This window comes from bacterium (assembly GCA_014360495.1).
Lineage (GTDB): Bacteria > Armatimonadota > JACIXR01 > JACIXR01 > JACIXR01 > JACIXR01.
The window spans coordinates 1-25,075 of sequence record JACIXR010000011.1; the positions used below are offsets into that span (position 1 = coordinate 1).

Genomic DNA, 25,075 nt, shown 5'->3' on the forward strand with positions numbered 1-25,075 from the left:
GGGTTGGGGACGAAGTCCCCAACCCGCCCCTTTCTTTTCACCTCCGATAGCCTTATTTTACGCCCACCATACCTTGGGCGGCGGCTCCTGTATAACCACTTGCTTGAGGAAATCAACCGCCTTCCTCAAGCCCTCGCTCACTGACATCAAGCTGTCCTCATGCTCAATTGATAGCACCCAGTCGTAGCCGACAAGCCTCAGATTGGAGACTATATCCTTCCATACATCGTAATTGTGTCCGTAGCCAACCGTGCGGAAAATCCAAGAGCGTTTGATTTCCTCCGTGTAGGGCTTCGTGTCCAAAACACCGTTTATTGAGGTATTTATCGGGTCTACTTTCGTGTCCTTAGCGTGGAAGTGATAAATGGCTCCCTTGAGCTGTCTAATCGCAGCTACTGGGTCAATGCCCTGCCAGAAGAGATGGCTTGGGTCAAAGTTGGCTCCTATTTCCTCGCCAACCGCTTCCCTCAGCTTCAGGAGCGTCTCGGGATTGTAGACGATGAAGCCGGGATGCATCTCAAGACAAATCATCTTCACTCCATGCTTCTTGGCGAAGGCTACCTCCTCTTTCCAGAAGGGAATAGCAACTTCCTCCCATTGATACTTGAGAATTTCCAGGAAATCGGGAGGCCAAGGGCAGGTCACCCAGTTGGGATATTTCGCCCCAGGATGGTCGCCCGGACAACCGGAGAAGGTTATCACTCTCTCCACGCCGAGCTTTCCCGCGAGCTCAATCGTCCTGTGCTGGTCTTCAAGGAATTTTTTAGCTATCTCCTTGTCGGGATGGATGGGGTTGCCGTGGACGGAGAGCGCGGAGATGACCAAATCCCTCTTCTCAATCGCCTTAAGAAAAGCCTTCCTCTTAGCGTCGTCCTCAAGGAGTTCCGCTGGCTTGCAGTGAGCATCGCCGGGATATCCTCCACATCCTATCTCAACTGCTTCCAAGCCGAGTTCCTTGAAGTAATCAAGCGCCTCTTCAAAAGGCTTATCGGACATCAAAACCGTAAAAATGCCTATCTTCATTTATGGCACCTCCTTTTTAAATATCTTTAAACCTCTTCAATTTTAACCCATCTTTTCTCTTGTATGGACTTCTCAACGGCGGCGAGGACTTCCTGGCATTTAACTCCATCGTAGAAGTTAGGAGTGGGCAGTTCTCCTTTGTCAATGGCGATCATTAGGTCGTATACCTGATGGACGAAGGTATGCTCGTAGCCTATTATGTGTCCTGCTGGCCACCAAGCCTTCATATAGGGATGTATGGAATCGGTGGCTAAAATCTTTCTGAAGCCCTGGATGTGAGGTGGGTCCTCACGGGAGAAGAATTCCAATTCGTTCATATTCTCAAAGCACCAGCGGATAGACCCCTTTGAGCCGTTTATCTCAAAGAAGTTGTAGTTCTTATGACCGGGGGCGAAGCGGGTGGCTTCAAAGGAGCCGAGTGCTCCGTTCTCAAAGCGGGCGAGGAAAAGCGTGGCGTCATCAACAGTTACCTCTCCCATCTCCTTACCGGCTACGGCAGCGAGGGCGCCCGTCTCGGTGGGAATAGGTCTCTGCTTGATGAAAGTCTCCCACATACCTACGACCTCTGTTATCTCGCCAACGAGATATCTGGCGAGGTCAATGAGGTGGGCGCCGAGGTCTCCCAAAGCGCCCGAGCCAGCGACCTTCTTATCCAAGCGCCAGACGAGGGGGAAGGAGGGGTCAACTATCCAGTCCTGTAGATACTGTCCACGGAAGTGATAGATTTGCCCTATGCGTCCTTCTTCAATGAGTTGCTTAGCGAGCGCCACAGCAGGGCACTTGCGATAATTGAAATTGACCATATGAATTACTCCCGCTTCCTCAACCGCCTTGAGCATAGCTCTTGCCTCCTCAATAGTGTTTGCGAGTGGTTTTTCGCAAAAGATATGCTTCTTTGCCTTAGCAGCTGCGATTGCTATCTCGGCGTGGGTATCGCCGGGAGTGCTGATATCAATGAGGTCTATATCATCCCTCTCCAAGAGCTTCTGCCAGGATGTCTCATAGCTTTCCCAGCCGTAGAGCTCCATTGCTTCCTTTACAGCTGATTCCGTTCTTCCCACGATAGCCCTCATAACGGGCTTGCAGGGGACATCGGGGAAGAAAAAGGGGACCTGTCTGTAGGCGTTGCTATGGGCTTTGCCCATAAATTTATAGCCTACGAGACCGACTCCGATCTCCTTTTTCGCCAAAGCAACATCCCTCCTTTATGTTAGTTTTAATCTATTATCAAGGAAAAGCCTAAATCAGTCAATATCAATTTTTTATAAATTAGGCTCGCCCCTTTTCTTGTTTATGCTAAAGTGAGATTGATTTGTTTGTTAATTATAAAGGGCATCGTGGGGAGTAGGCAGATGTATCTTACATACATGAAAATGACAAATAGGAGTAGTTCTGTTATAATATTTTTGTGTTGCGATTGTATCAGAGATATTTGATGAGCGAAATGGTTGTCCCATTTTTAGGAGGAGTGGGGATTTTCGCTGTTATCTTGGTGGGCAACCTGATTTTCATTCTCATCAATCCCTTAGCTCAAAGGCTTATCACCCTTTCAGATTTATGGATGCTCATCCTCTACAAACTTCCCTCCTTTTTAACTCTCTCAATCCCTCCCGCAATCCTCTTCGCCTCCTCATTAGCAGTGGCGAGATTGGGAAGGGAAGGGGAGACCACCGCTATGAGAATGGCGGGATTGTCTCTCCGAAGAATATTCCTCCCTTTCCTATACGCTGGTCTATTTGCAAGCATTTTCTCCTTTTTTCTAAATGAGGAATTGGTTCCAATAGGTAATAGGAGGGCGCAGAGAATTCTCCGGATGGTCTGGTTCGGTCAAACAACGCCTATCCCCCTTGAGAGGGTGTTCTTTCAAAGTGATAAATACACTTTCTACATAGATAGAGTGGAAAAGTTGGGGGACGAAGTGAGGCTTTATAACATATTAGTGATGGAAAGGCAGGGAAAGCGGTTTCCCAATCTTTATACCGCGTCCTGGGGGGAATGCGGACGAGATAGCAATGTATGGAACCTTTACGATGGCATTCTCCATCAGCTGGATGACAAGGGATATGTAAGGCAGGAGGTGAAGTTTGACAATGCGGAGCTTTCCCTTGAACGACCTTTCCAGGACATCTGGCTAACCCATAAAACGCCTGAGGAGATGAGCGCAAGGGAGCTATTGAAGGAGATAAAGACTTGGAAGAAAAGCGGGGTAAGGGGGGTAGGGAATATGCTGATGGAATATCATTGTAAATTTGCCATTCCTTTTGCTTGCCTGATTTTAGCCTTAATAGCACCTCCATTCTCCCATCGCTATGCAAGGAAGGGAGGAAGTATGGGGGGTTTTTTGATTGCTATTTTGCTCTTTTTCATTTACTATAATGCATACCTGCTTTTCAGGATGTTGGGTGCAAATCATCTTTTGCCTCCATTCTTAGCTGCTTGGGCGCCAAATATCATATTCGGCGCCTTTGGTTTATATCTGTATTTCAAAGAATGAAAAGGAGGAGAAAATTTTGACCAAGAGGAGAATATCTCTTCTTTTCGCGTTATCTCTTTTAATCCTCTCGGGATGTGGGGACCTATTGGATTGGCTTGGATTTGACCATCGGACAGGAAGCACTCCGAGCGGGGATAGAATGTGGACTGTTATGGTCTATATAGCGTCGGATAACAATATGGGGAGTATCGCTGCTTATAATATCAACCAGATGGAGAGCGTGGGCTCAAGCTCAAATATCGCCATCCTGGTGCAATGGGATACGGGAAAAGGATGCAAGAGATATTACATCCAAAGAGATAACGACCGTGAAATGATAAATTCGCCTGTCGTGCAAAGTTTGCCCGACCAGAATACCGGCGACCCTGATGTTTTAGCCAATTTCATAAAATGGGCGGTGGCGAATTATCCAGCTAAACATTATTGTCTGATTCTTTGGAATCACGGCTCAGGGTGGAAGCCAGCAGCGCGGAGGATTCAGCCGAGGGCAATCTGTTTTGATGATTCAAGCAATGACGCTTTGGATACTGATGAACTGAGGATTGCTTTGGAGAAGGCGGGCGTTAAGATAGACCTCTTGGGGATGGATGCCTGCCTTATGCAGATGGTGGAGGTTGCAACCGAGGTCAATGATTGGGTGAATTATGTATGCGCCTCCCAAGAAGATGAGCCGTGGGATGGTTGGGCTTACGACGCCTTCTTGTCTTCCCTTCGGGCAACTCCTTCTATGGACGCGACCCAATTAGGTCAAGCTATCGTTGACGCTTATATAAACTACTACAAAAATTCCAACTGGGAAGTAACTCTATCATTGGTCTCAACCTCCTCTCTAATGGATTTCGCCTCCACTATAAGCTCTTTGGGGAATAAGCTCGCCTCTTTGTATCCATCAGGTTCCATTGATTCAGCAATTCAATCAGCTCAACGCTTCTCCGATGACGATTATAGGGATGTTTTCCATTTCGCTCAGCTCGTAAAGGAGAAGGTTAGTGGGGCAAGTGGGGAAGCAGAAGCGGTGTTGAATCTTAAAAGTAAAGTGGTTATTTACAATGGTCAGCTGAACAAATCAAACGCACAGGGACTATCAATTTATCTTCCCCAAAAATCCTTCCTTAATTACCAGAATTCCTATAGCTCGCTACTTTTTGGAAAGATGGCAGACGGATGGATTAATTTCCTCAAAAAGTTGAATGGACTATAAAGGAGGGATGAAATTGAAGAAGGCGGGAATCATTTTCGTCTTTCTTCTCCCCGTTCTTTGTTTTGGGGAGGAAAAGACTTATCTCAGGCGAGTGGGAGCCGATTTATATCTTGGGGAGAAACCCTTTCGCATAGTTGCGGTGAACAAATTTGACCTCTTCCTCCGTTTCCTATCCGGTGGCGAGGATAAACAGCAGGCTGTAAGGGCGATTGAGGAATGCGCTAAGCAAGGATTTAAGGTCATTCGCTTCTCAGGGGTTGGTTATTATCCAAGGGATATGCGTCATTGGGCAAGAGAGAACATTTACTGGAAGGCTTTTGATGAGCTGGTTGATACCGCTAAGAAGAATGGTGTCTACCTGATACCGACATTGAATTGGAACATCTTTCTCTTCCCCGATATGGCGGGCGAATGCGTTCAGGATATGCTGAATAATCCCGATTCTCGCTCCCGCCAGTATCTCTGGCTTTACACTTATCAAATCGTCTCACGCTACAAGGATGAGCCGACGATTCTCTTTTGGGAGCTTACGAACGAGATGAACCTTTTAGCCGACCTCGCTTTTATGAATCCCTACGGCTTTTCAAGTGGAAATTGGATTGAGCTTGGCACCTCCTATATGCGTCTAAGGAGGGACCATTTCACAACGGATGAGATGATTCCATTCATCAAGGAATGGGCAAGCTTCATTAAGAGCCTTGATAAGAACCATTTGATTGGGAGCGGTTTCAGCATTCCGAGACCCGCTGCCCAGCATCTTCGTTTGGCAAAGGGAAAGGGGGATTGGACTGAGGATAGCGTAGAGGAGTTCGAGACCTACTTGAGGGATGTCCATCCCGACCCTGTGGATATCATAAGCATTCACTTCTATCCTCGCGATGGCAATCTTCGCTTCGGCAATAAGGACGAGAATTCGGCGAAGGTTTTGGAGACAATAAAGAGGGTAGCGGATAGGATTGGCAAGCCGATTTATATAGGGGAAACGGGAGATGACTACGAGAAGAATCCCGATTCCCTTTTCTTGAAAAATGTTTTTGATGAGGTAGTTAAACTTAATATCCCCATCACCCTCATTTGGAACTGGATGAGCCCAAATGACGCATACGATGTTAACCCCGAGCGCACGCCAAATATAGTTTCGCTCATGAAGAGAGCCAACGAATTGTTTGAGAAATCAAAGTAACTTCGGGAAGAACCCTTCAATCGGGCAGAAGCTCAATCTCGCTCACCTGCGCTGCGTCTTTCCATATATCGCTTGCGGATTTATAAATCATTAATCTGAAATGCTTTATTAGGACAGGCTTTTCCAACTTATATTCAAATTTCCTCTTGTTTCCATATCCCTTAACGGAGAAAATCGTTTTCCATTCCTTTCCATCAAGGCTGACCTCTCCATCAAAATCGACTGGATGTCCTTTTGGGTCAGCGAAGTAGATTATCACTCTTCCTAATTCGTGTTCCTTTGGAAGATGGAGGGCTACCCAATGAGGGTGGGGAGTTAAGGCGGAATGCCATCTTTTCCCTTCAAAATCGTTCTCTCCCGCTATTATCCCATCGTTGACTTTGTTCGTGCATCCCCTTTCCCAGTCCAATTCTGAATCGGAAGTGGCAGTTACTCCATATCTCGCCAAGGCGAAATCATCCTTATTCACGGAAATCCTTGCAACGAAGGCGAGCGGGAATTCCCCCAGCAACTCTCCTTTTAGAGAGAGAACCGAGATTTTTCCCCTTATCTCCTCCTTCTTTATCTCCTCGGCTCTTAAGCTGAGCCTGAGCTCAGCGGGAAGCTGGACGAAAAGAGAACTCGGCGTTACCCTCACTCCATCTTCCACTTCAAAAATCACTTTTACCTTTTCTTTTCCTCCCGATATGCTTCTAAGCGCCAGCGTTATGTTCTTATCCTTCTCTACTTCAAGCCGGGGTTCCCCCTTATAATCTATCGTCGCTTGTAGCTTATGAGAAGATAAATCAATCTTATATGGCGAACGGCTCCAGAGAGTCTTTATCTCTTTATCGTCAACCAACTTCCATTCCTTGAGGGCTTTGAGATTTGAGGGTGATGAGGATATCTCCACCGGGGCATTGTAATATTTGAGGGAGATTTTCGCCATCTTCACGACTCTTTCCGTCAGTTCCCTTATCGTTTTAGGGGGTGTGAAACCGCCAATCGCCACATTTGCGATGTTCTCGCTTATCGGCTCTCTCCATTCCCTTGGTATTCCCTTAGTTCCCCTGAGGATTCCCAATAGAGCCCCCAAAGTAGCGCCAGTGCAATCCGTATCATCACCGCAATTCACCGCAATGCATATTGATTTGCCGAAATCTCCCTCCCCGTAAAGCCATCCCAAGATGACGAAGGCTACATTCTGGGGAGCCATAAACCATCCTGTTTTCCTTGATGCCTCAACGACCCTTTCCCTTGCGGTTCTCCAATCCAGCCCTTCCCTCCACGCCCTTATGGCTGTCCTCACGCTCTCGGCGACGCCACAATTCTTGGGAATATAGCTGAGGGAAATTCTTAGAAGCTCATCCCTATCGCTAATCACGAAAGCGGCGCTTTCCAAAACCGCCATAAAGACCTCCGCATAGGTTCCCTCGGCGACGCCGTGGTCAACGCAGGCGTCCTCAAAAGCATATTTCGCGGCGAGGGAGGGAACGCCTGGGAATAGGCAAGCCCAAATTTCCGAGCGAATCCAAGCGCCATTGCTATCGCGCCAGGGGTTGTTGAAATGACCGCTCAGGGGAGGCAAAACCCCTTTTCTTATATTCTTCTTCCCGATTCCATATTCGTTCCAATCAACGACTACATATTTAAGCCAGTATTGGGCGAGTGTATGGGCATTGATGTTTGGTCCGTTCTCCTCCAAAGCCTTGAGCCAGAGCAATTGGAGGTCCAAATCGTCGTTGGGAACGGGTTCCTTTGGGACTGGTTCGTAAAAGGTTAGATTGTGCATTTCCCTTTGTCCCTCAAATGGCATACCGAGGGTCCCGCCAATCGCTTTCCCCAGCCAGCAGGCGTAGACTTTGTCATAGAACTCGTTCTCGTTAAGGATTATCTTGCTTTTCTCTTTGCCCTCAACCTGCAACAAAGCAAGCGATAAGATGAGAAAGAATGGGAATTTTCTCATTAATCTCACCTCCGATTGATGTTAAAATTTTAAAAACAAACGAGAAAGGAAGGCAATAAGATGAAAAGGATTTGCATCATAGGAGGAACAGGTCATATCGGAAAGAATTTAACGGAAATGCTTGTTGACGAGGGCTATGAAGTCTTCGTCCTCGCCCGTGGCGAACAGCCCATTCCCTCTAAACCCCAATGGGAGAGGGTCAAATTCATTAGGAAGTTTTACGATGAGAATCTTAAAGATTGGGAGGAAATCTTCAAATCCATTCAGCCAGATGTTTTGATAGACATATTGGGGAGTTATGCTCCCGCTGTTTATAAAGTAGCGCTCCCCTATATTGAGCAGTTCATCCTATGTGGCTCGGTTTGGATGTTCGGAGAGCCGAAGTTAGTGCCGACGCCCGAGGAGACGCAATCTCCCTGCATTTTTCCTGGATATGCGAAGAGATATTCCGAGATGTTGGAGCTAAAGGGAAGGGCGAAAAGGGATGGGATAAAGTTCACAGCGATTATGCCTCCCAACATCTGTGGACCGGGCAAGATTCCCCTTGATTGTTATGGAGGGAGGAGTTTGGAGCGTCATCTCGCCCACAAGCGAGGTGAGCCCGTTCCCCTTCCCGAGCCCGGCAATACCCTAATTGGTCCTTGCGACGCGGAGGATGTGGCGAGGGGTTACTTCTTAGCGGTTATGAATCCTGATGATTCGGCGGATGAGATATTCAATGTGGGCTCCGCTTATGCCCTCACGGCGAAGGAATTTGTTGAGACATATGGGCGGATTTATGGAGTGAAGATACCGATAGAGTGGCATAGTTGGAGGGAATATTCGGAGGAAATCAATCCCGATGTTGGGGCGAATTTTCATTTCAAGGCACATATGTGTCCGAGCATAAAAAAGATAACCGAGAAGCTCGGCTATAAGCCGAGATACACTCCCGAAGAAACAATGGAACGAGCAGTAAACTGGATGAGAGAAAACGGAATGATATAAGAAAAAAATGCTTTACTATGGCGGGTTTATTGATAAAATTTCAAAAAGGAGGTGATTGATTATGAGAAAGGCGAAAGCTGCTGTCCTTTATAAGCCATTTGATTTGAGGATTGAGGAGGTGGATGTGAGAGAGCCGGCGGAAGATGAGGTTGTGATAAGAATTAAAGCGGTGGGAGTCTGTGGCTCCGATATCCATTTCTACAAAGAAGGTAAGATAGGGAAGTTTGTTGTAGAGAAGCCCTTGATATTGGGGCATGAATCCGCTGGGGAAATCGTTGAGGTGGGAAAGAATGTGAAGGAGAGGAAGGTTGGCGATAGGGTGGCGATTGAGCCGGGCATTCCCTGCAGAAAATGCGAGTATTGCAAGGGAGGAAAATACAATCTCTGCCCGGATATGAAATTCCTCTCATGCCCTCCCTATGACGGGTTCTTCGTTGAGTACGCTGTTGTCCCCTGGGATTTCACATTCATCCTTCCTGAAGGCGTCTCCTTTGAAGAGGGAGCCATGGTTGAGCCCCTCTCGGTGGGCATGCAGGCGGCGAAGCGCTCTGGCGTCTCCGCAGGGGATACGGTGGCAATCCTGGGAGCGGGACCCATTGGTCTCTGTACCCTCCAGGTAGTTAAGGCTTTCGGCGCTTCCCCCATTATAATCACGGATGTCGTTCCCAACCGTCTTGAGCTGGCTTCTAAAATGGGAGCTACCTACACGATTAACGCGAAAGAAGAGGATGTTGTCAAGAAAATCAACGAGCTGACGAACGGACGAGGAGTTGATGCGACTTTTGAATGCGCCGGGCAAACGGCTACAACTCAAATCACTCCTTACATAACAAAGCCCGGAGGAGTTATCACCCTTGTGGGAGTGACCTCCGAGGAGGTCTATCCTATGCCGATGCTTGAAATTGCCCATATGCGGGAGCTTGATGTGAGAGGCGTGTTCCGATATGCGAATGTCCATGCCCTCACAGTCAAGCTCTTGGGGGAGGGGAAGCTTGACGCCAAGCCTCTCATAACGCATAGCTTCTCCCTTGAGGAAACAAAGGAGGCATTGGAATTCGTGGACCAAAATAAGGATAAAGTCATAAAGGCAGTAATTAAACCTTAATAATGAAAGAGCAAGCGGTTACTCCGAGAGCGATATTAATAGGGGCGCTTCTCATTCCCCTTAATGTTTATTGGGTAACCGTGATGGAGGTGAGGTGGTATACCTTAGATGGTTCCTGCCTCCCCCTCTTCATCACTCCAGTGTTTTTTCTCTTCACCCTTGTGGTATTCAATCTCTTCATTTACCACAAGGGTGCCGTCCATCCTTTTTTCCTCTTCTTCCTTTTCTCCCTGTTTGACCTTCTCTGGGTAATTGTTCTTGGCTACAACACGCCGCTTCGCCTTTACCAAATACTGATTTTCCTCGCTGTTTTTGATTACTTTCTATATATCTTGCCTAAACGGGTCAATATCCGTCCCCTAAACGGTGGAGAACTGCTCGTAATTTACATAATGCTCGTTATGTCCATGACCATGGCGGGGCACGATACGATTCAGAACCTCTTCGGCGTCCTCGGTCACCCTTACTACTATGCCACACCGGAAAACAAATGGAAGAAGTTGTTCTTCAAGTACCTACCGAAATGGCTCTTCGTGTCAGATAAAGAAGCCCTGGAGGCTTTCTATGGTGGAGGCGCTACCCATTACCTTCTACGCCATTTTCACATCTGGGCTAAGCCTCTATTTTATTGGAGCATATATGTTATGGCTTTGGTCTTTATGATGCTCTGCCTCAATGTGATGGTGCGAAAGCAATGGACGGAGCAGGAGAAGCTTTCCTTCCCCATCATCCAGCTCCCCTTGGAGATAGCGAGGGGAGGAGGTGAGGTTCCCCTCTTCAAGAACCGCCTTCTATGGGTTGGTTTCGCCGTTGCCTTCGTTGTCGGTTCAATTAATGGGATAGCATCACTCCTCCCCTATATCCCTCGCCTCCCCGTAAGCGCTTGGGACCCCGCTAACGACTTGGGGCAGTATGTAACGACTTCTCCTTGGAACGCTATAGGTTGGACTCCTTTATCAAAATATCCCTTTGCCATTGGTCTTGCCTTCTTCATTCCAGCCGACCTCTCCTTCTCCTGCTGGTTCTTCTATGTCTTTAGAAAGCTCCTTCAGGTTTTGGGAAGGGCAACGGGTTGGGAAGGGTCTATGCGTGGTTTTCCCTTCTTTGGTGAACAAGCCTCCGGGGCTTGGCTCGCTCTTGCTTTAGTGGCGCTCTGGGGGACGAAGAGCTTCCTTTGGGGAGTTATAAAGAAGGCTTTCGGCAAGGGACAGCTTGACGATTCCGGGGAGCCCATATCCTATCGCACTGCGGTAATCGGCTTCTTCCTCGGCTGGGTTGTCCTCTTAGTCTTCGCCTATAAGGCGGGGCTCGCCATTTGGGCAGCGCTGATTTTCTTCACGATTTATTTCCTCTTAGCTTTGGCTATGTCAAGGGTAAGGGCAGAATTGGGAACTCCCCACGAGATTTACTTCGTCAACCCCGAGAACATTATGGGAACGCTTATGGGCTCAAAGTTCATAGGAAAACAGAACTCAACAGTTCTTTGGTCCCTCTATTGGATAAATAGATGCTATAGAAATCATCCAATGCCTGCCCAGCTTGAAGCCTTTAAGATGGCTGATGTCGCCAGGATTGAGCAGAAACGGATACTTTGGGTCATCTTCTTTGCCACCTTCCTCGCCCTTCTCTCTGCCTATTTCTTTAACCTCTTCGTCTGCTATGAAGATGGAGCACAGGCTAAATGTATGGGATATAAAAGTTGGCTCGGTTGGGAATCCTTTAATAACTTGGCTGATTGGATGAACTACGGCAAGCTAGTTGAGAAAGATAGAGTTATAGCCTTCTCCATCGGATTCATATTCGTTATTCTACTGCGAATAGCGAGATGGAATCTATGGTGGTGGCCATTTCATCCCGCTGGCTATGCCCTTGCCGTCTCATTCGCTATGGATTACTTCTGGTTCTCCTTCTTCATCTCCTGGCTCTTGAAGATTATCATCCTGCGCGCTGGGGGGATGAAGCTTCACAGGAGGGCGATACCTTTCTTCCTCGGGCTCATCCTCGGTGATTATGTTATAGGCTCGATTTGGGCTATCCTTGGTCCCTTCGCCTTCCTACAAAGAATCCAATTCAAGACGTTCATCTGATGAGAATCGGGATACTGGGAGCTGGCTCTTGGGGAACCGCGTTAGCTTTTCTTTTAGGGAAAAAGGGAGAGGATGTCCTTTTATGGGCGAGGAGAAAGGAGGTCGCGGATTGGATTAATGATAAGAACGAGAATCGCTTCTATCTTCCCGGCATCATCTTACCACTGAATATAAGGGCTACGATTGAGATTGACGAAGCGGTTGAAGGGAAGGATGTTATAGTCCTAGCGGTTCCCTCTTTCGCCATGCGGGAGGTTGTAGAGAGGCTTTCCCATTGCGATATAGGGAGTGCTATTGTTGTGAGCGCTGCTAAGGGGTTGGAGGAGGAAAGCGGAAAGAGGATGTCGGAGGTCATCTTGGAGATTATGCCTTCTTTGAAGGAGAGGTTACTCGTCCTTTCTGGACCTAATTTGGCGGGTGAGATAGTGAGGGAGATTCCCACGACGAGCGTTGTTGCGGGAGAAGAGAGCCTCTCAAGCTTCGTTCAGGAGCTTTTCGCAACTCATTATTTCAGAGTTTACAGGAACGAGGATATAATCGGGGTGGAATTGGGAGGTGCTTTGAAGAACATCATAGCGATAGGAGCGGGTATAAACGATGGGTTGGGATTCGGAGATAACACCAAATCGGCTTTAATGACGAGGGGATTGGCGGAGATGATAAGATTGGGGTTGAGGTTGGGAGCATCCCTTCAGACCTTCTTCGGATTGGCGGGATTGGGCGATTTGGTAGCGACCTGCGCGAGTCCCTTGAGCAGAAACAGAAGATTGGGAGAGCTGATTGCAAAAGGAAGGAGCTTGGAGGAGGCTAAGAGAGAGATTGGGCAGGTGGCAGAGGGCGAGCCAACGACGAGAGCGGCTTATAATTTGGCTATGAGTTTGGGTGTGGAGATGCCCATAACCTGCGAGATTTACAATGTCCTGTTCAAGGAAAAAGACCCACGCCAAGCTGTGATAGACCTAATGACCCGCCCCTTAAAGGCTGAGAGATATCCCTGATTATAATTCCATAATAAAGGATTTACTATAAAGATTTCTCATTAATTCCCCTGCCCGATAATCACGGAAAAAGCAAGAGAAATCAAATCTTGAGACAACATCTCTATCGCTAATGGGTTAAAATCCCTCTTCTTGGCTTTTTAGGACTTCATGAGAATTGTGTTTCTTGAAACGCCAAAACTTACTTTGTCGCTTCTACTCCGATTCTATTTCCACTATTTTCCTTCTCTTGGTTTCGCCCCTGATTATCCTTACTTTTCCTCCGAAATGGCGGGAAAGAAGCCTGATAATTGCCTCGTTTGCCTTGCCCTTTTCCGCTGGCTCCTTTACCTTCACAACCAATGGTTCTCCCTCTATTATCTCCTCTTTTCCTGCGCTTGGAATTACTTTAATCTCCAATATCCTCTTCATATCAGTTATAATTTTAACGAGATAAAATGCCCTTATCTATTTCCATCTTCAATAAAGAGAAGAGACTCTTTCCCTTCCTTCTTTTATTGCTATCTTCTCTTGTTTACTGCCATCCCAAAGTTGCCATATTCTCTCAGCCCCTTTTCCCTCGCTTCGGAGCTAATCCCTCTCTTCATCCCCGTTCCATTGCCCAGTATCTCCAGGCGTTCGGCATCCCCACCGATTTATTAGACGCTAACGATTTAGCGAATCCCAAGGTATTCAATTCCAAAAAATACTGTATCTTGATTTATCCCTATGGCAACACCTTCCCTCTTGATACAATAGATAACATTATAGCCTTTCATACCAAAGGTGGAAGCATAATAGCGGTCTCCGTTCCCTTCTGCCATCCCTGCCTCGCTAAGGGTGCTAAGGATTGGCAGTTCGCTTTGAGGGAGGAAGACCATGCCGAAAGGACTCCTCAGCCCCATAGTGGGAAATATGCCCTTTATTTAAGAAAGGGAAGCGAAAATTGGACAATCATAAGATCGGCTTATATTGATAGGGAAGCTGATATCTATACCCTTTCGGCTTGGGTCAAGGTCATCAGCGGCAACATCGGTGAGGATAGGGTGGGGGATAGGTTGTTTTTGAGATTTTGGGATGAGAAGGGAAATTTCCTCGGACAGGATGGACCATCCATCCCTCAGAAGAAGGACAAATGGCTCTTCATTTCCCAAGATGTGATAGTCCCAAAGGAGACAAAGAGAGTAGATGTTATATTGGCTCTATATTCTTCTTCGGGCGAGCTATTGATTGATGATGTTTCCTTAAAAGTGAAGGGGAAAAATAAAGAACTTCTGCCCAATGGAGGATTTGAGCTGATGGCGGCTCCCTGGGAAGATAGGGGGCATAAGGATGAATGGCTATCTCATAAAGGTCTTGGGATAGGCGGTTTTTGGACGCCCCAAGGGAACGAGAAGATGGTCTATCTCAAAAATAAAGACCCTTTGGAACTTGAATTCATAGATTGGAAAAAATATGAGACTGTATTAAGTCAAACATTGGACCCCGAGAGCCTTCCCAAAGAAGATATGGTTTTGCCAATCGCCGGCTACAGGGTGAACGGGAAATTCTATCCCGCCATAGCGGTTATCAAACATAATTGCAGGCAATTTAGAGGTGCGATTGATATCTTGCTTGGGCAGGTCTTCAATCCCAATAAAGGAAGGATTCCCTCGGAGCTGGGAAGGTTTTTCGATACAAGCGAAAGGCAACCGCTTTTAGACCTGCGCCAAGTTTACCTTCATTCGGTCCTTTATATTCTTTCGGAGAAGGGTTTGATTTCCAAGCAAAAAAGAGGGGAAATTATAAGGCTCGCTGAGGGAGATTATCGGGAGAGAGTGAGAAATAAAATCAAAGGTAAGCTCGTTTCCTTTCCCTCCGTCTTCCCCCACAGCTCTCCTCCCCAGAAAAGGCTTATCGTCAGCGATGTGAGGGAATTAGCAGATGATGAGAAGCTTCTTTTAACATCACTGCAAGGGATAGTGAATAGGGATTCGCCTTCCATATATCTTATCTTCAATCCCATTGATGAGCGCTGGCTTGAATGGTTGAGGGAAAGGGGAGATATAAGCGAGATTGAGAGGGTGAAAAATCCTTTTTCTCTACTTTCTCGTTTCAGGAACAAGATTAGAGGGATGGTGATTTATGACCCGAAGGTGCCTGCCAGCGTGGATGCAGGGACGATGCTTGCGGGAATAGAAAGAGTGGTTATTGCATCCCCTCGCTTGGCTTCCCGCTTGTCTCTTCCCGTTCTCTGGGATTTAAGGGGGAAGTGGAGGAAGAATTGGGAGGTCTACAGATGGGCGTATAAAAATCTTTGGTCAAAATTGAATCATCAATTTTTGGTATCCATCCCTCATAGCTGGGTTGTGATGAGGGATTACGCCATTGAATTCAGGGCTTTTACCTTCTGGATTAGCGGTGAGGTAGATGGGGATACGCCAGAAGGGGATCCCTTAGAGGAGCAATTGGTGATTGAGGAGGTGCTTGCTTCCGCTCCGCCCAATATCGGGATAATAGGCGTTCCCTATGCTGGAAAGGGGGTAGGGATACAGGAGGCGCCAGGGGTTGGATTGTGGAGCAGATATGCTAAATTTTTGGCTTGGTCTCATATCCCGAATTTGAGTGTTCATAGCGGGACGAGGCGGGTGGAATACAAGCAAACTTCAGCGGAATGTCCCTCCCTTGAGGATAAAATATACATCACTTTCCTCGTCTCGGACGGGGATGCTCCTATAAATTGGTATGATTTCTTCCTTTGGAGGTATTGGGATGACCCTCTGAGGGGGACTTTACCTTTGACTTGGAGCGTTGGACCAACTGTTTACGATTTGATTCCCGATGTTATGGATTATTATTATTCCAAAGCGGGAATAAACGATTATTTCGTCTGTGCCTTCGGGGTTGGCTATGCTTTTACCGATATCTATGCCGACGAATATGAAAATAAAAAGGAAATATGGGAGGATTTTCTTAGATTGACGAGGGCTTATATGGGGAAAATGGGATTGGATTGCCTTTGGACCCATCACGAAGGAGAGAGATATTTGAAAATCTATGGGGAGAAGCTTAACTTGAAGTGCATATTGGCTGACTACGGACGCGTTCCCGATATCAATTCCTATGAGAAGGCTGTTTTTCTCCTCCCCTCAGGCGTTCCTGTCTTCCGCTCACTCACGACATTTGACCCCGAAGGAGGGGAGAAGAAAAGCTTCTACCTTCTTATAGGGGAGACCAAGAAATTCACTCCGAATATTCGTCCCGCCTTTATGCATATCTTCGTCCAATGCTATCCAATGTCTCCTTCTCTGATTAAGAGATTATGGGATGAGTTAGGGAAGGAATATGTTCCCCTTCGTCCAGACCATCTCGCAGAACTGTTCAAGAAGGCTCATTCCCAGCCGTGAGCTATTCTCTTGAATTCCCAATAAGCGGGTTTCGGGCGGAGGTCATATGTTAAAAGCCCCATAGGGATGAGGCTATTGGGGTCAGCCTCATTTCCCCGCCAATCATTGAGAGTGTGGAATGTGGCGACTTTTATATAGGGGCGCTTCTTTATCTCAGCGAAGCTTTCCCTTAAGAGCCTTGCCTGTCTTTCCCAATCGTTTGTTGCCCATCCATATTCCGTAATCCAGATGGGCTTATCGCCGTCGCCCATTTTTACCATCAAATCCCTTATTTCATCTATCCACTTGGTCCTTATGCCGTCTTCAGAATATGGATGAATCGCAACTGCGTCAAAGTACGCTTTCCCTCCATTCTCGTAAATCCCTTGGAGGAAAGCTGTCCTGCTTTCCAGCCCTCCCACGGAGACGATGCAATTTGGATTTCCCCTCTTTAGCCCTCTGTAAACCCTCTTTAGCAGTTCAGTATAGACCTTTGGGTCCCCGCCAAATCTTATATCCTTCGGCTTTCCATTCTCGTCTTTATCTATGAAGGGCATTCCCATTCCATCGGGCTCATTCCAGAACTCGTAATATTTTATCTTGTCCTTATATCGCCTTGCCGTTTCCTCGGCGAAATCTTCCAAGATATCGTAGTATTCCTCCTTGGGCGCCACCACCCCTATGAGATTGCTAAATCCCCTCTTATGGAACAACTCCTTCTCTTCCTCTGAGAGCCCCGAAGCCCATTCAGGGGTTGTGCAGAAACAGCAGATTATCTCGAATCCGTTTTTCGTGACGAGGTCAACGAACTTATCAGTATATGACCAATCCCTTTTTCCTTTCTTTCCCTCAACATCTGCCCAGGATATCCCCAATCTCGTGCAGGTCACACCTCCCGCCTTCATATAGCTTATGAGAGTGGGAACCCTGAAGCGAAAGTCAGCTCCCCAACTGCTTCCCGAGACTCCCCAAACGACATTCACTCCATATAAAAGGCTCTTCTCCTTTGGTAAAGCGATGGACAGAAAAATCAAAAGAAACAAAAATTTACCAAAGCTTAGGAATTTCAACCTTCTTTCCTCCCTCCTTTAGTGATATAGCTGCGCAAATCCCGGGGATTGTATATTTCACAGCCTCGTAGACATCAATTGGAGGTCTTGTATCCTCCAATATGCTTCTTACGAAATCCCTCGCGAGGAAGTATTCCGTTGTGCCGTGTCCTCCCAAGAGGGCTTCCCTTGGAGCATTGGGATGGGTAGTGGGGGAATTGATTGAGATGTAGCCCTGAAGATTGGGGATATGCTCGGTGTAAAGAAGGGTATGAGTGGACCAATTGTAGCGGTCGGTTTCAAGGAATCCTTTGGTTCCGTAAATTGAGAAGAAGAGATGCATCGGTTCCTTTGCTATGGAGAAGCCGGCGAGGAATTTCAAGACGGCACCCTTCTCCGTTTCAAAAATAGCGACATTCATATCCATTGCTCCGAGCTCGGGGGCTACATTGACGCCCGTGGAGAGCCCGATGGCGGAGATGCAGGCGTCTTCCATTAAATAGAGGAGTGGTCCGAGGTTATGGGTGCAGTAGAGGATGGGGATGAGGGAGGCGCGCCAGGTTAGGTTTCCCTTGGCATCTCGCATAATTGACCTGCAATCGTGGACATACTCTCCCTCAGCATAAATTATTTTGCCAATCACTCCCTCTTTTATTATCTTCTTCCAAGTTTCAACGAAGGGCATATAGTTGTAATTTTCCGCTAACATATATTTCTTCTTCGTTTTCCCAACTGTCTTTATTAGGCTTTCGCATTCCTCTATTGTCATAGCGGAAGTTACCTCACAGAGGACATTTTTGCCTGCCTCAAGAGCTGTTACGGATTGTTGATAATGTAAGGGAAGGGGCGAGCAAATGACCGCTATATCAAAATCGTCTTGGATGAACTCGGCGAAATCTTTATAAGTTCGCTTCACATTGTATTGCTTCTCAAAGAACCTCAGGAGCTCCTCGTCGGGGTCGCAGACGGCATAGACCTCTGTTTCGGGAAGATGGCTGAAGACGAGGAAATAGGAATGTCCTCTTCTCAATCCAACAACGCCAACTTTAAGCATGGATAATTCACCTCAAGGGAAAATATAAGGAGAAGGAAAAGCCTTGTAAAGTTTTTTGTGAGATTGATATCGTCATTTCGTAATGTGCATCAGCCCTTTCTATCATGACGATGAACCAGATTAAAATTGGTTCTTAAAAAACCTAATTCTTTCAAATTGTTATGAAGGGGGTTAAAATAACGAAAAACAAAATGTCTCGGATAAAAATCTATATCCAAAGACGCGAGTCCGACGAAGGAGGACATGGCAATTTTCATTCCTTCTCCATGATTAAATACGAGATTGCCACGCCTTCTGCTTCGCAGAAGGCTCGCAATTACAGTCAGTCCAGTTGTCATTGAAAGGGTAAATAAAGAAATAATCGTGCCGAATAAAAAAATCCCTAATCGTCAGGGAATTATTGCGAGATTGTCCCTATGGACGACTTCTTCGTAGCCTTTATAGCCGAGTATTTTCTCTATTTCCTTTGAATGATGTCCCATGATGAGTCTCAACTCCGATGAATCGTAGTTCGTCAACCCTCGTGCGAATTCCTTTCCCTCGCAGATGATTCTCACCACATCCCCCCTCTTGAATATCCCTTCAATGCCGATGATTCCCACGGGGAGCAAGCTCTTCCCTTCCTCAACTATAGCTTTCATTGCTCCTTCGTTAACGAGGAGCTTGCCCTTAGGGCGGGAGATGAATGTCAGCCAGCGCTTCTTCGCTTGCATCTTCTTTTTGGCTGGAATGAATGTCCCCAAGGGTTCTTTATTCAAAATGACTCTTTGAACCACATCCTCTTCCCTTCCCTTTGCGATAACCACATCAACGCCAGAGGCAGTTGCTATTCTCGCGGATTCCAATTTGGATTTCATCCCACCCCTTCCCCATCTACCCGCTGGACCAGCCAGCGAGAGAATCTCGGGGGTGAGAGAATCAATTCTTGGGATCAGCTTTCCCTCTTCATCAAGCAGTCCCTCAACATCGGATAAGAGGAGGAGCAAATCAGCTGAGATTGTTGCGGATACCATCGCCGCCAATATATCGTTATCGCCGAACTTTATCTCTTCCGTTGCGACCGTGTCGTTCTCGTTTATTATCGGGATAGCCCCGAGCTGAAGGAGAGAAAGGAGGGTATTGCGGGCGTTGAGGAAGCGGTCTCTCGTTGCTAGGTCATCGTGTGTCAAGAGGACTTGACCTATCGTCAAATCATAGCGTGAGAAGGCGGATTCATACATCCTCATAAGGATTCCCTGACCAATCGCCGCCATAGCTTGAACGAAGGGAAGGGAGAAGCTGTCGGAGAGCTTAAGATGGGATAAACCCGCTCTAATAGCTCCCGATGTAACCAGAATGACCTTTACTCCTCTTCTATAGACCTCCGCTATATCCTCCGCCAATTGGGCGATGTAATCTTCGTCAATCTCTTCGCCTTCACCCATTAGAGTGCTCGTTCCCACTTTTATAACAGCGGTTTGGACCTTCTCTCTCATAATCGAAAGTCCACTCTAAGAGCGCCCTTGGGAGGCTTGAATTTGAAGGTGGAGGGAGGGATAAGGGAGTTGAGTTTCAGGTTGGAAACGATTTCCTCCATCGTGGCGTATTCGGTGATTATCTGTGTTTTAAGGGGAAGCGAGGTTTTCTTATCTATATATATCAAGATATTCTCGTCGTTTTTCCCCTTTAGGGAGATGAGTGAATAGGAGGAATTTGGTGGAGTTTTCTCAAGGGAAGCGGAGACGATTCCCACGAGGAGCTTTTGCTGTAAATTGGGAGTGAGGACGAAGGACAGAAGAGAGAATCCGGTTGCCTTCTCAATCCTCTCCGGTGTGGGCTCGAAGGAGCTGTAGCGGTTCGTTTGATGATTGTAATAATAGAGCTGATTTCCATCGCAAACGAAGAGAATCGTCTTCTGTCCTTCTTGCTGGGCTTCAACTCGGAAAAGGAGTGGCTTCTGCATATAGACATCAGCCGAGCTCTTTTCCGTTTTGCTGAGCTTTTTCCCTCTATAGGTAAGGGTAAGATTGGAAGTGAACTGAACGCTTTTCAGATTCTTCATCGCCGATTCCATCTTGTTCAAAGCGGCTTGGACATCGGAAGGGAGAACAATAGGCTTCGGTGGAGGGGTTTTCGCCCTCCGAGTAGAACAGCCGAAGATAAAAAGGATTAATGGGAAAAGAAAAATTATTCTTTTAATAATCCCTCTATCATCTCCCGCAAAATGTCTTCGTTTTGTGGCTTATATCCGAGTATATCCTTTCTAATTTTACCAGTCTTATCTATAAGGAGCAACCTGGGTATAGCAACCACTTTATAGCTCTTTCCCACATTTCCCTTTTCGTCAACGAGTATGGGAAAGGTGAGCGGATTATTTCTAAGGAAATCCGCAATCGTATCCCTATCCTCATTGCTTATACCGAGAACGACGAGATTTTTATCCTTGAATTCCTGGTGCAATTTCTCTATTATCGGGAGCTCCTCCCTACAGGGAGGGCACCAAGTTGCCCAGAAATCAATGAGCACGACTTTACCCTTCAAATCAGATAGCTTATAAAGTTTCCCATCCAAAGCCTTGAGGGAGAAATCCGTAGCTTGCTTTCCCTCCAAGTTGACTTTAGGGGCGCATCCGAAGAGCAAGAGGAGAAAAGCGAGGAAAGGGACTAATCTCCCAATAATTTCGTAATCAACTCCTTCAATATTTTCTCGTTTTGGGGGTTATAGCCTGTTATATCCTTTACGATTTTTCCATTCTTGTCGACCAGGATGACGCGAGGTATAGAGGTAACTTTGTATGCTCTGGCCACAGCTCCTTCCGAATCCAAGAGATTTGTGAAGGTCAACTTCTGTTGGTTGACAAATTGTTGAAGTGTCACCTTATCCTCATCATTTATTCCCAAGACGACCAACCCCTTGCCGCTGAATTCCTTATGTAATTTCTCAATAATGGGAAGCTCTTCCTGACAGGGAGGGCACCAAGTTGCCCAGAAATCAATGAGCACGACTTTACCCTTTAGGTCGGAGAGCTTATAGGTTTTCCCATCAAGGGATTGGAGGGTGAAATCGGGAGCGAGTTGTCCTTCCAAGTTCTCCTCCTTAGGAGGGACATATTCCTTTGCGCCTGGAGGTGGTGTGAAAGCGAATGTTCCCTCGGGGAAAGAAGGATTGGCTTGAAGGGATATAACTTTGTAAATCATCTCTCCCTGTCCTCCGGGAGGAATAAACGAGACTTGAAGGACTTTATATTCCTTGGCGTCAACCACTATCTTGATTACAGAGCCATCCTCCTTGTCAGTGAAAGTGATGAGGTGGGCGCTTTTCTTGTTGAGAATTGTTTTGCCCAGAGAGGATTTCCCCAATGTGGATAGGAAGTTCTGGCTAGTGAAGGTCTTCTTGCAGATTGGGGATAGAGCTATGGAAATCGGCATAAAGAAGAAGATGCCTTCCTGTACTGCTTGGGATGGGACTAGGTTCTTGCTGTATTCATTATCCGTAGAAGAATAGGTCCAGATGTATTCACCGTCATAGACTATTGTGGAGAGCATGGCACCTTCTCCAATACTCGCCTTGAACTTACCCTTGGTGTTGTCCATCAACAACTCTCCCTTGAGCGTTTGAGACATCGGTCCCATCTTTATAATGAGCTGAAGGGAGGCTTTAGCCGTCTTATAGTTGGCGTTGTTCTTGTCTATTTTCTCAAGAACCGCCATTATGTCCTTGGGAATGGTTGCTCCCAAAACGAGCAACGTGCTTCCCACCAACAACAAAATTCCTACAACCGCTCTTCGCATTTCTAAAAACCTCCTTCAAATGTTTTTTAAAATTTTAACAGAAAAACTCAAATTTGTGAACAAGTTTTCGCGAGAAGACATATTTTGTAAGGAGATGTGCAATTTGATTCTCAAAAGGAAGAGTTAAAAAGGGGATGACAAAAGCTATCTTCCGGGTTCTTCCCTTTGATGGGGAACCAATTCCTTTTCGCCGGCGTGTGGAACGAATGAGAAGGTTCCTGAGAAAAGAAAGGTTCGTTTGAAAGGAGTTTATCTTCTTGCACTTAAAAGTTTTTGCCAATAAGAAGCATTCTTAAAAATTTTGTCTTTTTCAACGGAGTTGATGATTTTGAAGGATGTTCCCTCACGCTCCTCTATGAATTCGCTTATCGGAAAGGGATATTGGCTTTTTTCGCTGCAAGGACAATGCCTAACTCTTTCTCAACACACTAGTAAGAGGCAACTTTTATTTCTTCTTTTCAAAAAGACGAGATTGCCACGGCTTTCCGAAGGAAAGCCTCGCGACGACATTCCTACCCATTGTCATTGCGGGGGAATTGCCTTAAGAGTCAAATTTTAAGGATTATCTATCTGCCCGTTTTCTCGGAGAGACTTTAGCCTATTGTTTATCTCATAAATTAGTTTCTGCAAACCATCTCCCTTAAGGGCGCTTATTAAAAATGGCTCTATTCCCTTCTCCCTCAACTTCCTGACCTTTTTTCTTATCTCTTCAGAAGATACCAGGTCTATCTTATTAATCGCTACTATCTGGGGATACTCAGCGAGCTTTTCATCGTATAGCTTTAGCTCGTTGTTTACTATGTTGTAATCTTTGAGGAGGTCATCACTTGATGCGTCAAGGAGATGGAGAAGAAGCCGACAACGCCTTATATGGCGCAGAAAGGAAATCCCCAGTCCGCTGCCCTGATGTGCTCCCTCAATCAAACCGGGTATATCAGCCATTACGAAAGACTGCAACTCTCCCACCCGAACAACTCCCAAAACGGGATGAATAGTAGTAAAGGGATAGGGAGCGATTTTCGGATGAGCTGATGAGACACGAGATAATAGGGTGGATTTCCCCACATTGGGAAGCCCAATTATCCCCACATCCGCTAAAAGGTGGAGCTCCAACCTTATCCATTTAGCCTCCCCTTCCTCTCCCTTTTCCGCTATTCTTGGGGATTGGTTTGTTGGGCTCACGAAGTGGGTGTTTCCCCTTCCACCTCTGCCTCCCCTTGCCACCACAACTCTTTGGTAGGGAGTGGTGAGGTCGGCTATCAATTGATTTGTTTCCACATCATAAACCATCGTTCCAACGGGAACCTTCAAAACGAGGTCTTCCCCTGACCTTCCATGCTGGTCTTTCCCTCGCCCGTGTTGCCCCCTTTCCGCTTTATAATGTCTTTTGTAATGATAATCTATTAGAGTTGAAAGATGAGGGTCTGCTTCAAGGATGACATCTCCCCCTTTGCCACCATCCCCACCGTTTGGACCGCCTAAAGGGACGAATTTTTCCCTCCTAAATGAAACGCAACCGTCTCCACCCCTTCCCCCTGCAACGAAGATTACCGCCTCATCTACGAATTGAGGCTGTTTGGATTGAGGGGGAATGCTTTCTCATCCCCCTTGCCCATCGGGATAGACGCTTACTTTGGTCTTTCCTTTGCTCTTCTCAAACTTCACATAGCCGTCAATCAAAGCAAAGAGGGTGTAATCGGAGCCAACTCCCACATTTTTCCCTGGGTGGAACTTAGTTCCTCTCTGGCGGACGAGGACGGAGCCAGCTTTTACGAATTCACCGGCGAACTCCTTCACTCCCAATCTCTTTCCTGCGCTATCCCTTCCATTACGAGATGAACCTCCAGCTTTCTTATGCGCCATTTACTACTCACCTCCTATCTCTATTTTCTCAATTGCCAATCGGGTCAGGAGCTGTCTATGTCCCTTTCTCCTTCGGTAATTTTTCTTGGGCTTATATTTAAAGACGCGGATTTTCTCTCCTTTGAAATGCTTCAAAACACGAGCGATGACCCTTGCCTCCGGAACATAAGGTGAGCCGAATAAGTGTTCCGAGCCGGTATCAACGAAGAGGACCTTATCAAGGGAGATGGTGGCTCCCTCGGGGGAGTCAATCTTCTCAACCTCTATTATATCGTTTTCCTTTACCTTATATTGCTTTCCGCCAGTTTCAACGATAGCCTGCATAGAAAGAACCTCCTTGTTAGGGGGTGGCATAGAAGATTATAAAAATGAAATCAACCTTCGTCAAGTTTATACACAATTCCATAAGATATTGGGCTCATTTTGTTTCTTTTCGGGCGTCCCAAATTTATTATTTCTAATCCAAAATCGGTGGGAGGTAGGGACGCCAATCCTCCCTTTCAAGACAAAGGCGATATTTCGTCAGGCTTATAAAGGGAGTGAAGGAGGGTTTCTTTGGCTGGCGGAGGAGTCGCATTCCCGCCTGCTTTGGCGTCTTATCTTTCTTCTTCGCATTACAGCGCTTACAACAGCAAACGAGATTATCCCAATCCGTCTTCCCACCCATCTTCTTTGGTATCACATGGTCAACCGTGAGCTCTCCTCCCTTTTGCCCACAATATTGGCAGGTGTAGTTATCCCGGGCAAGGATATTCTTTCGGGTTAGCTTCAACTCGGGAATTGGTCTTGAGACTTTATATTTCAATCTTATTACGGAAGGAGCTTGAATAGCTCCGCTGGGAGTTCTAATATAGGTTCCATCATAATGGATGACATCGGCTTTACCGACAAACAGAAGACCTATCGCCCTTTTCAGGCTACAGACATTGAGCGGTGTAAAATCGTGATTGAGCAAGAGAACTTCCATACCTT

The 25,075-nt window shown here is 46.6% G+C and carries 22 protein-coding genes; 8 read left to right on the plus strand and 14 right to left on the minus strand.

What is annotated here, in order from left to right:
* Positions 1–57: 57 nt before the first annotated feature.
* Both H5T88_09250 and H5T88_09255 read right to left on the minus strand, forming a co-directional pair.
* Positions 58–1,023 (minus strand): sugar phosphate isomerase/epimerase, encoded by a 966-nt coding sequence (locus tag H5T88_09250; protein MBC7330528.1) that lies wholly within the window; start codon positions 1,021–1,023, stop codon positions 58–60.
* A 26-nt stretch (positions 1,024–1,049) separates the two neighbouring features.
* A complete protein-coding gene (locus tag H5T88_09255; GenBank protein MBC7330529.1) occupies positions 1,050–2,168 on the minus strand; it encodes a Gfo/Idh/MocA family oxidoreductase in 1,119 nt (372 codons plus the stop codon).
* 266 nt (positions 2,169–2,434) lie between these two features.
* Between H5T88_09255 and H5T88_09260 the strand changes: the two genes are divergently transcribed.
* The 3 genes from H5T88_09260 to H5T88_09270 are packed head-to-tail and all read left to right on the plus strand — an operon-like array spanning position 2,435 to position 5,901.
* Positions 2,435–3,517: an LptF/LptG family permease gene (locus H5T88_09260; GenBank protein MBC7330530.1), complete on the plus strand. Its 1,083-nt coding sequence runs from the start codon at positions 2,435–2,437 to the stop codon at positions 3,515–3,517.
* Between the two features lie 16 nt (positions 3,518–3,533).
* Positions 3,534–4,718, plus strand: coding sequence for a hypothetical protein (locus H5T88_09265; GenBank protein MBC7330531.1), 1,185 nt, complete (start codon positions 3,534–3,536; stop codon positions 4,716–4,718).
* A gap of 7 nt (positions 4,719–4,725) precedes the next feature.
* Positions 4,726–5,901 carry a cellulase family glycosylhydrolase gene (locus tag H5T88_09270; protein ID MBC7330532.1) on the plus strand — a complete coding sequence of 392 codons (1,176 nt, stop codon included), beginning with the start codon at positions 4,726–4,728 and terminating at the stop codon, positions 5,899–5,901.
* 16 nt (positions 5,902–5,917) lie between these two features.
* Here H5T88_09270 and H5T88_09275 read toward each other — a convergent pair whose 3' ends face one another.
* Entirely contained in the window at positions 5,918–7,846 is a 1,929-nt protein-coding gene (locus H5T88_09275) for an ADP-ribosylglycohydrolase family protein (GenBank protein ID MBC7330533.1), read from the minus strand.
* A 60-nt stretch (positions 7,847–7,906) separates the two neighbouring features.
* On the opposite strand from H5T88_09275, the gene H5T88_09280 reads away from it, so the two are divergent.
* From H5T88_09280 to H5T88_09295, 4 genes are all read left to right on the plus strand, one after another.
* Entirely contained in the window at positions 7,907–8,833 is a 927-nt protein-coding gene (locus H5T88_09280) for an NAD(P)-dependent oxidoreductase (protein ID MBC7330534.1), read from the plus strand.
* A gap of 61 nt (positions 8,834–8,894) precedes the next feature.
* Complete coding sequence (locus tag H5T88_09285) at positions 8,895–9,938, plus strand: NAD(P)-dependent alcohol dehydrogenase (GenBank protein MBC7330535.1); 1,044 nt, start codon at positions 8,895–8,897, stop codon at positions 9,936–9,938.
* A 2-nt stretch (positions 9,939–9,940) separates the two neighbouring features.
* Positions 9,941–12,025 carry a hypothetical protein gene (locus tag H5T88_09290; protein MBC7330536.1) on the plus strand — a complete coding sequence of 695 codons (2,085 nt, stop codon included), beginning with the start codon at positions 9,941–9,943 and terminating at the stop codon, positions 12,023–12,025.
* The gene (locus tag H5T88_09295) at positions 12,025–13,023 is read left to right on the plus strand and encodes an NAD(P)-dependent glycerol-3-phosphate dehydrogenase (GenBank protein MBC7330537.1); all 999 of its coding nucleotides are present in this window, start codon (positions 12,025–12,027) and stop codon (positions 13,021–13,023) included. Before H5T88_09290 ends, H5T88_09295 begins: the two co-directional genes overlap by 1 nt.
* Before the next feature lie 195 nt (positions 13,024–13,218).
* Here H5T88_09295 and H5T88_09300 read toward each other — a convergent pair whose 3' ends face one another.
* Positions 13,219–13,434, minus strand: coding sequence for a DUF167 domain-containing protein (locus tag H5T88_09300; GenBank protein MBC7330538.1), 216 nt, complete (start codon positions 13,432–13,434; stop codon positions 13,219–13,221).
* 26 nt (positions 13,435–13,460) lie between these two features.
* On the opposite strand from H5T88_09300, the gene H5T88_09305 reads away from it, so the two are divergent.
* Positions 13,461–16,388, plus strand: a complete 2,928-nt coding sequence (locus tag H5T88_09305) for a hypothetical protein (GenBank protein ID MBC7330539.1) — start codon at positions 13,461–13,463, stop codon at positions 16,386–16,388.
* Here the strand turns inward: H5T88_09305 and H5T88_09310 are convergent.
* The 10 genes from H5T88_09310 to H5T88_09355 all read right to left on the minus strand — a co-directional run bounded on the left by H5T88_09310 (position 16,373) and on the right by H5T88_09355 (position 25,070).
* Complete coding sequence (locus H5T88_09310) at positions 16,373–17,401, minus strand: cellulase family glycosylhydrolase (GenBank protein ID MBC7330540.1); 1,029 nt, start codon at positions 17,399–17,401, stop codon at positions 16,373–16,375. The two genes, H5T88_09305 and H5T88_09310, sit on opposite strands and share 16 nt — an antisense overlap.
* Positions 17,402–17,414: 13 nt before the next feature.
* Positions 17,415–18,470: a Gfo/Idh/MocA family oxidoreductase gene (locus tag H5T88_09315; GenBank protein ID MBC7330541.1), complete on the minus strand. Its 1,056-nt coding sequence runs from the start codon at positions 18,468–18,470 to the stop codon at positions 17,415–17,417.
* Between the two features lie 389 nt (positions 18,471–18,859).
* Complete coding sequence (gene proB / locus H5T88_09320) at positions 18,860–19,945, minus strand: glutamate 5-kinase (protein ID MBC7330542.1); 1,086 nt, start codon at positions 19,943–19,945, stop codon at positions 18,860–18,862.
* On the minus strand, positions 19,942–20,511 hold the full coding sequence (locus tag H5T88_09325; protein ID MBC7330543.1) for a DUF2092 domain-containing protein: 570 nt from the start codon (positions 20,509–20,511) through the stop codon (positions 19,942–19,944). The genes proB and H5T88_09325 overlap by 4 nt, the downstream gene beginning before the upstream one ends.
* A 125-nt stretch (positions 20,512–20,636) precedes the next feature.
* Entirely contained in the window at positions 20,637–21,089 is a 453-nt protein-coding gene (locus H5T88_09330) for a TlpA family protein disulfide reductase (GenBank protein ID MBC7330544.1), read from the minus strand.
* Between the two features lie 23 nt (positions 21,090–21,112).
* Positions 21,113–22,240: a redoxin domain-containing protein gene (locus H5T88_09335; protein MBC7330545.1), complete on the minus strand. Its 1,128-nt coding sequence runs from the start codon at positions 22,238–22,240 to the stop codon at positions 21,113–21,115.
* A 555-nt stretch (positions 22,241–22,795) separates the two neighbouring features.
* Entirely contained in the window at positions 22,796–23,833 is a 1,038-nt protein-coding gene (gene obgE, locus H5T88_09340; GenBank protein MBC7330546.1) for a GTPase ObgE, read from the minus strand.
* 6 nt (positions 23,834–23,839) lie between these two features.
* Positions 23,840–24,103 carry a 50S ribosomal protein L27 gene (rpmA, locus tag H5T88_09345; protein ID MBC7330547.1) on the minus strand — a complete coding sequence of 88 codons (264 nt, stop codon included), beginning with the start codon at positions 24,101–24,103 and terminating at the stop codon, positions 23,840–23,842.
* A 3-nt stretch (positions 24,104–24,106) separates the two neighbouring features.
* Positions 24,107–24,427 carry a 50S ribosomal protein L21 gene (gene rplU, locus H5T88_09350; GenBank protein MBC7330548.1) on the minus strand — a complete coding sequence of 107 codons (321 nt, stop codon included), beginning with the start codon at positions 24,425–24,427 and terminating at the stop codon, positions 24,107–24,109.
* Positions 24,428–24,560: 133 nt separating this feature from the next.
* A complete protein-coding gene (locus H5T88_09355; protein MBC7330549.1) occupies positions 24,561–25,070 on the minus strand; it encodes an HNH endonuclease in 510 nt (169 codons plus the stop codon).
* Between the last annotated feature and the right edge of the window lie 5 nt (positions 25,071–25,075).

Bases quoted from the DNA above. Each gene is read 5' to 3' on its own strand.
- H5T88_09250 (MBC7330528.1), bottom strand. From the start codon at position 1,023: ATGAAGATAGGCATTTTTACGGTTTTGATGTCCGATAAGCCTTTTGAA.
- H5T88_09255 (MBC7330529.1), bottom strand. From the start codon at position 2,168: ATGGGCAAAGCCCATAGCAACGCCTACAGACAGGTCCCCTTTTTCTTC.
- H5T88_09270 (MBC7330532.1), top strand. From the start codon at position 4,726: ATGAAATTGAAGAAGGCGGGAATCATTTTCGTCTTTCTTCTCCCCGTT.
- H5T88_09275 (MBC7330533.1), bottom strand. From the start codon at position 7,846: ATGAGAAAATTCCCATTCTTTCTCATCTTATCGCTTGCTTTGTTGCAG.
- H5T88_09280 (MBC7330534.1), top strand. From the start codon at position 7,907: ATGAAAAGGATTTGCATCATAGGAGGAACAGGTCATATCGGAAAGAAT.
- H5T88_09285 (MBC7330535.1), top strand. From the start codon at position 8,895: ATGAGAAAGGCGAAAGCTGCTGTCCTTTATAAGCCATTTGATTTGAGG.
- H5T88_09290 (MBC7330536.1), top strand. From the start codon at position 9,941: ATGAAAGAGCAAGCGGTTACTCCGAGAGCGATATTAATAGGGGCGCTT.
- H5T88_09295 (MBC7330537.1), top strand. From the start codon at position 12,025: ATGAGAATCGGGATACTGGGAGCTGGCTCTTGGGGAACCGCGTTAGCT.
- H5T88_09300 (MBC7330538.1), bottom strand. From the start codon at position 13,434: ATGAAGAGGATATTGGAGATTAAAGTAATTCCAAGCGCAGGAAAAGAG.
- H5T88_09305 (MBC7330539.1), top strand. From the start codon at position 13,461: ATGCCCTTATCTATTTCCATCTTCAATAAAGAGAAGAGACTCTTTCCC.
- H5T88_09315 (MBC7330541.1), bottom strand. From the start codon at position 18,470: ATGCTTAAAGTTGGCGTTGTTGGATTGAGAAGAGGACATTCCTATTTC.
- proB (MBC7330542.1), bottom strand. From the start codon at position 19,945: ATGAGAGAGAAGGTCCAAACCGCTGTTATAAAAGTGGGAACGAGCACT.
- H5T88_09325 (MBC7330543.1), bottom strand. From the start codon at position 20,511: ATGAAGAATCTGAAAAGCGTTCAGTTCACTTCCAATCTTACCCTTACC.
- H5T88_09335 (MBC7330545.1), bottom strand. From the start codon at position 22,240: ATGCGAAGAGCGGTTGTAGGAATTTTGTTGTTGGTGGGAAGCACGTTG.
- rpmA (MBC7330547.1), bottom strand. From the start codon at position 24,103: ATGGCGCATAAGAAAGCTGGAGGTTCATCTCGTAATGGAAGGGATAGC.
- rplU (MBC7330548.1), bottom strand. From the start codon at position 24,427: ATGCAGGCTATCGTTGAAACTGGCGGAAAGCAATATAAGGTAAAGGAA.
- H5T88_09355 (MBC7330549.1), bottom strand. From the start codon at position 25,070: ATGGAAGTTCTCTTGCTCAATCACGATTTTACACCGCTCAATGTCTGT.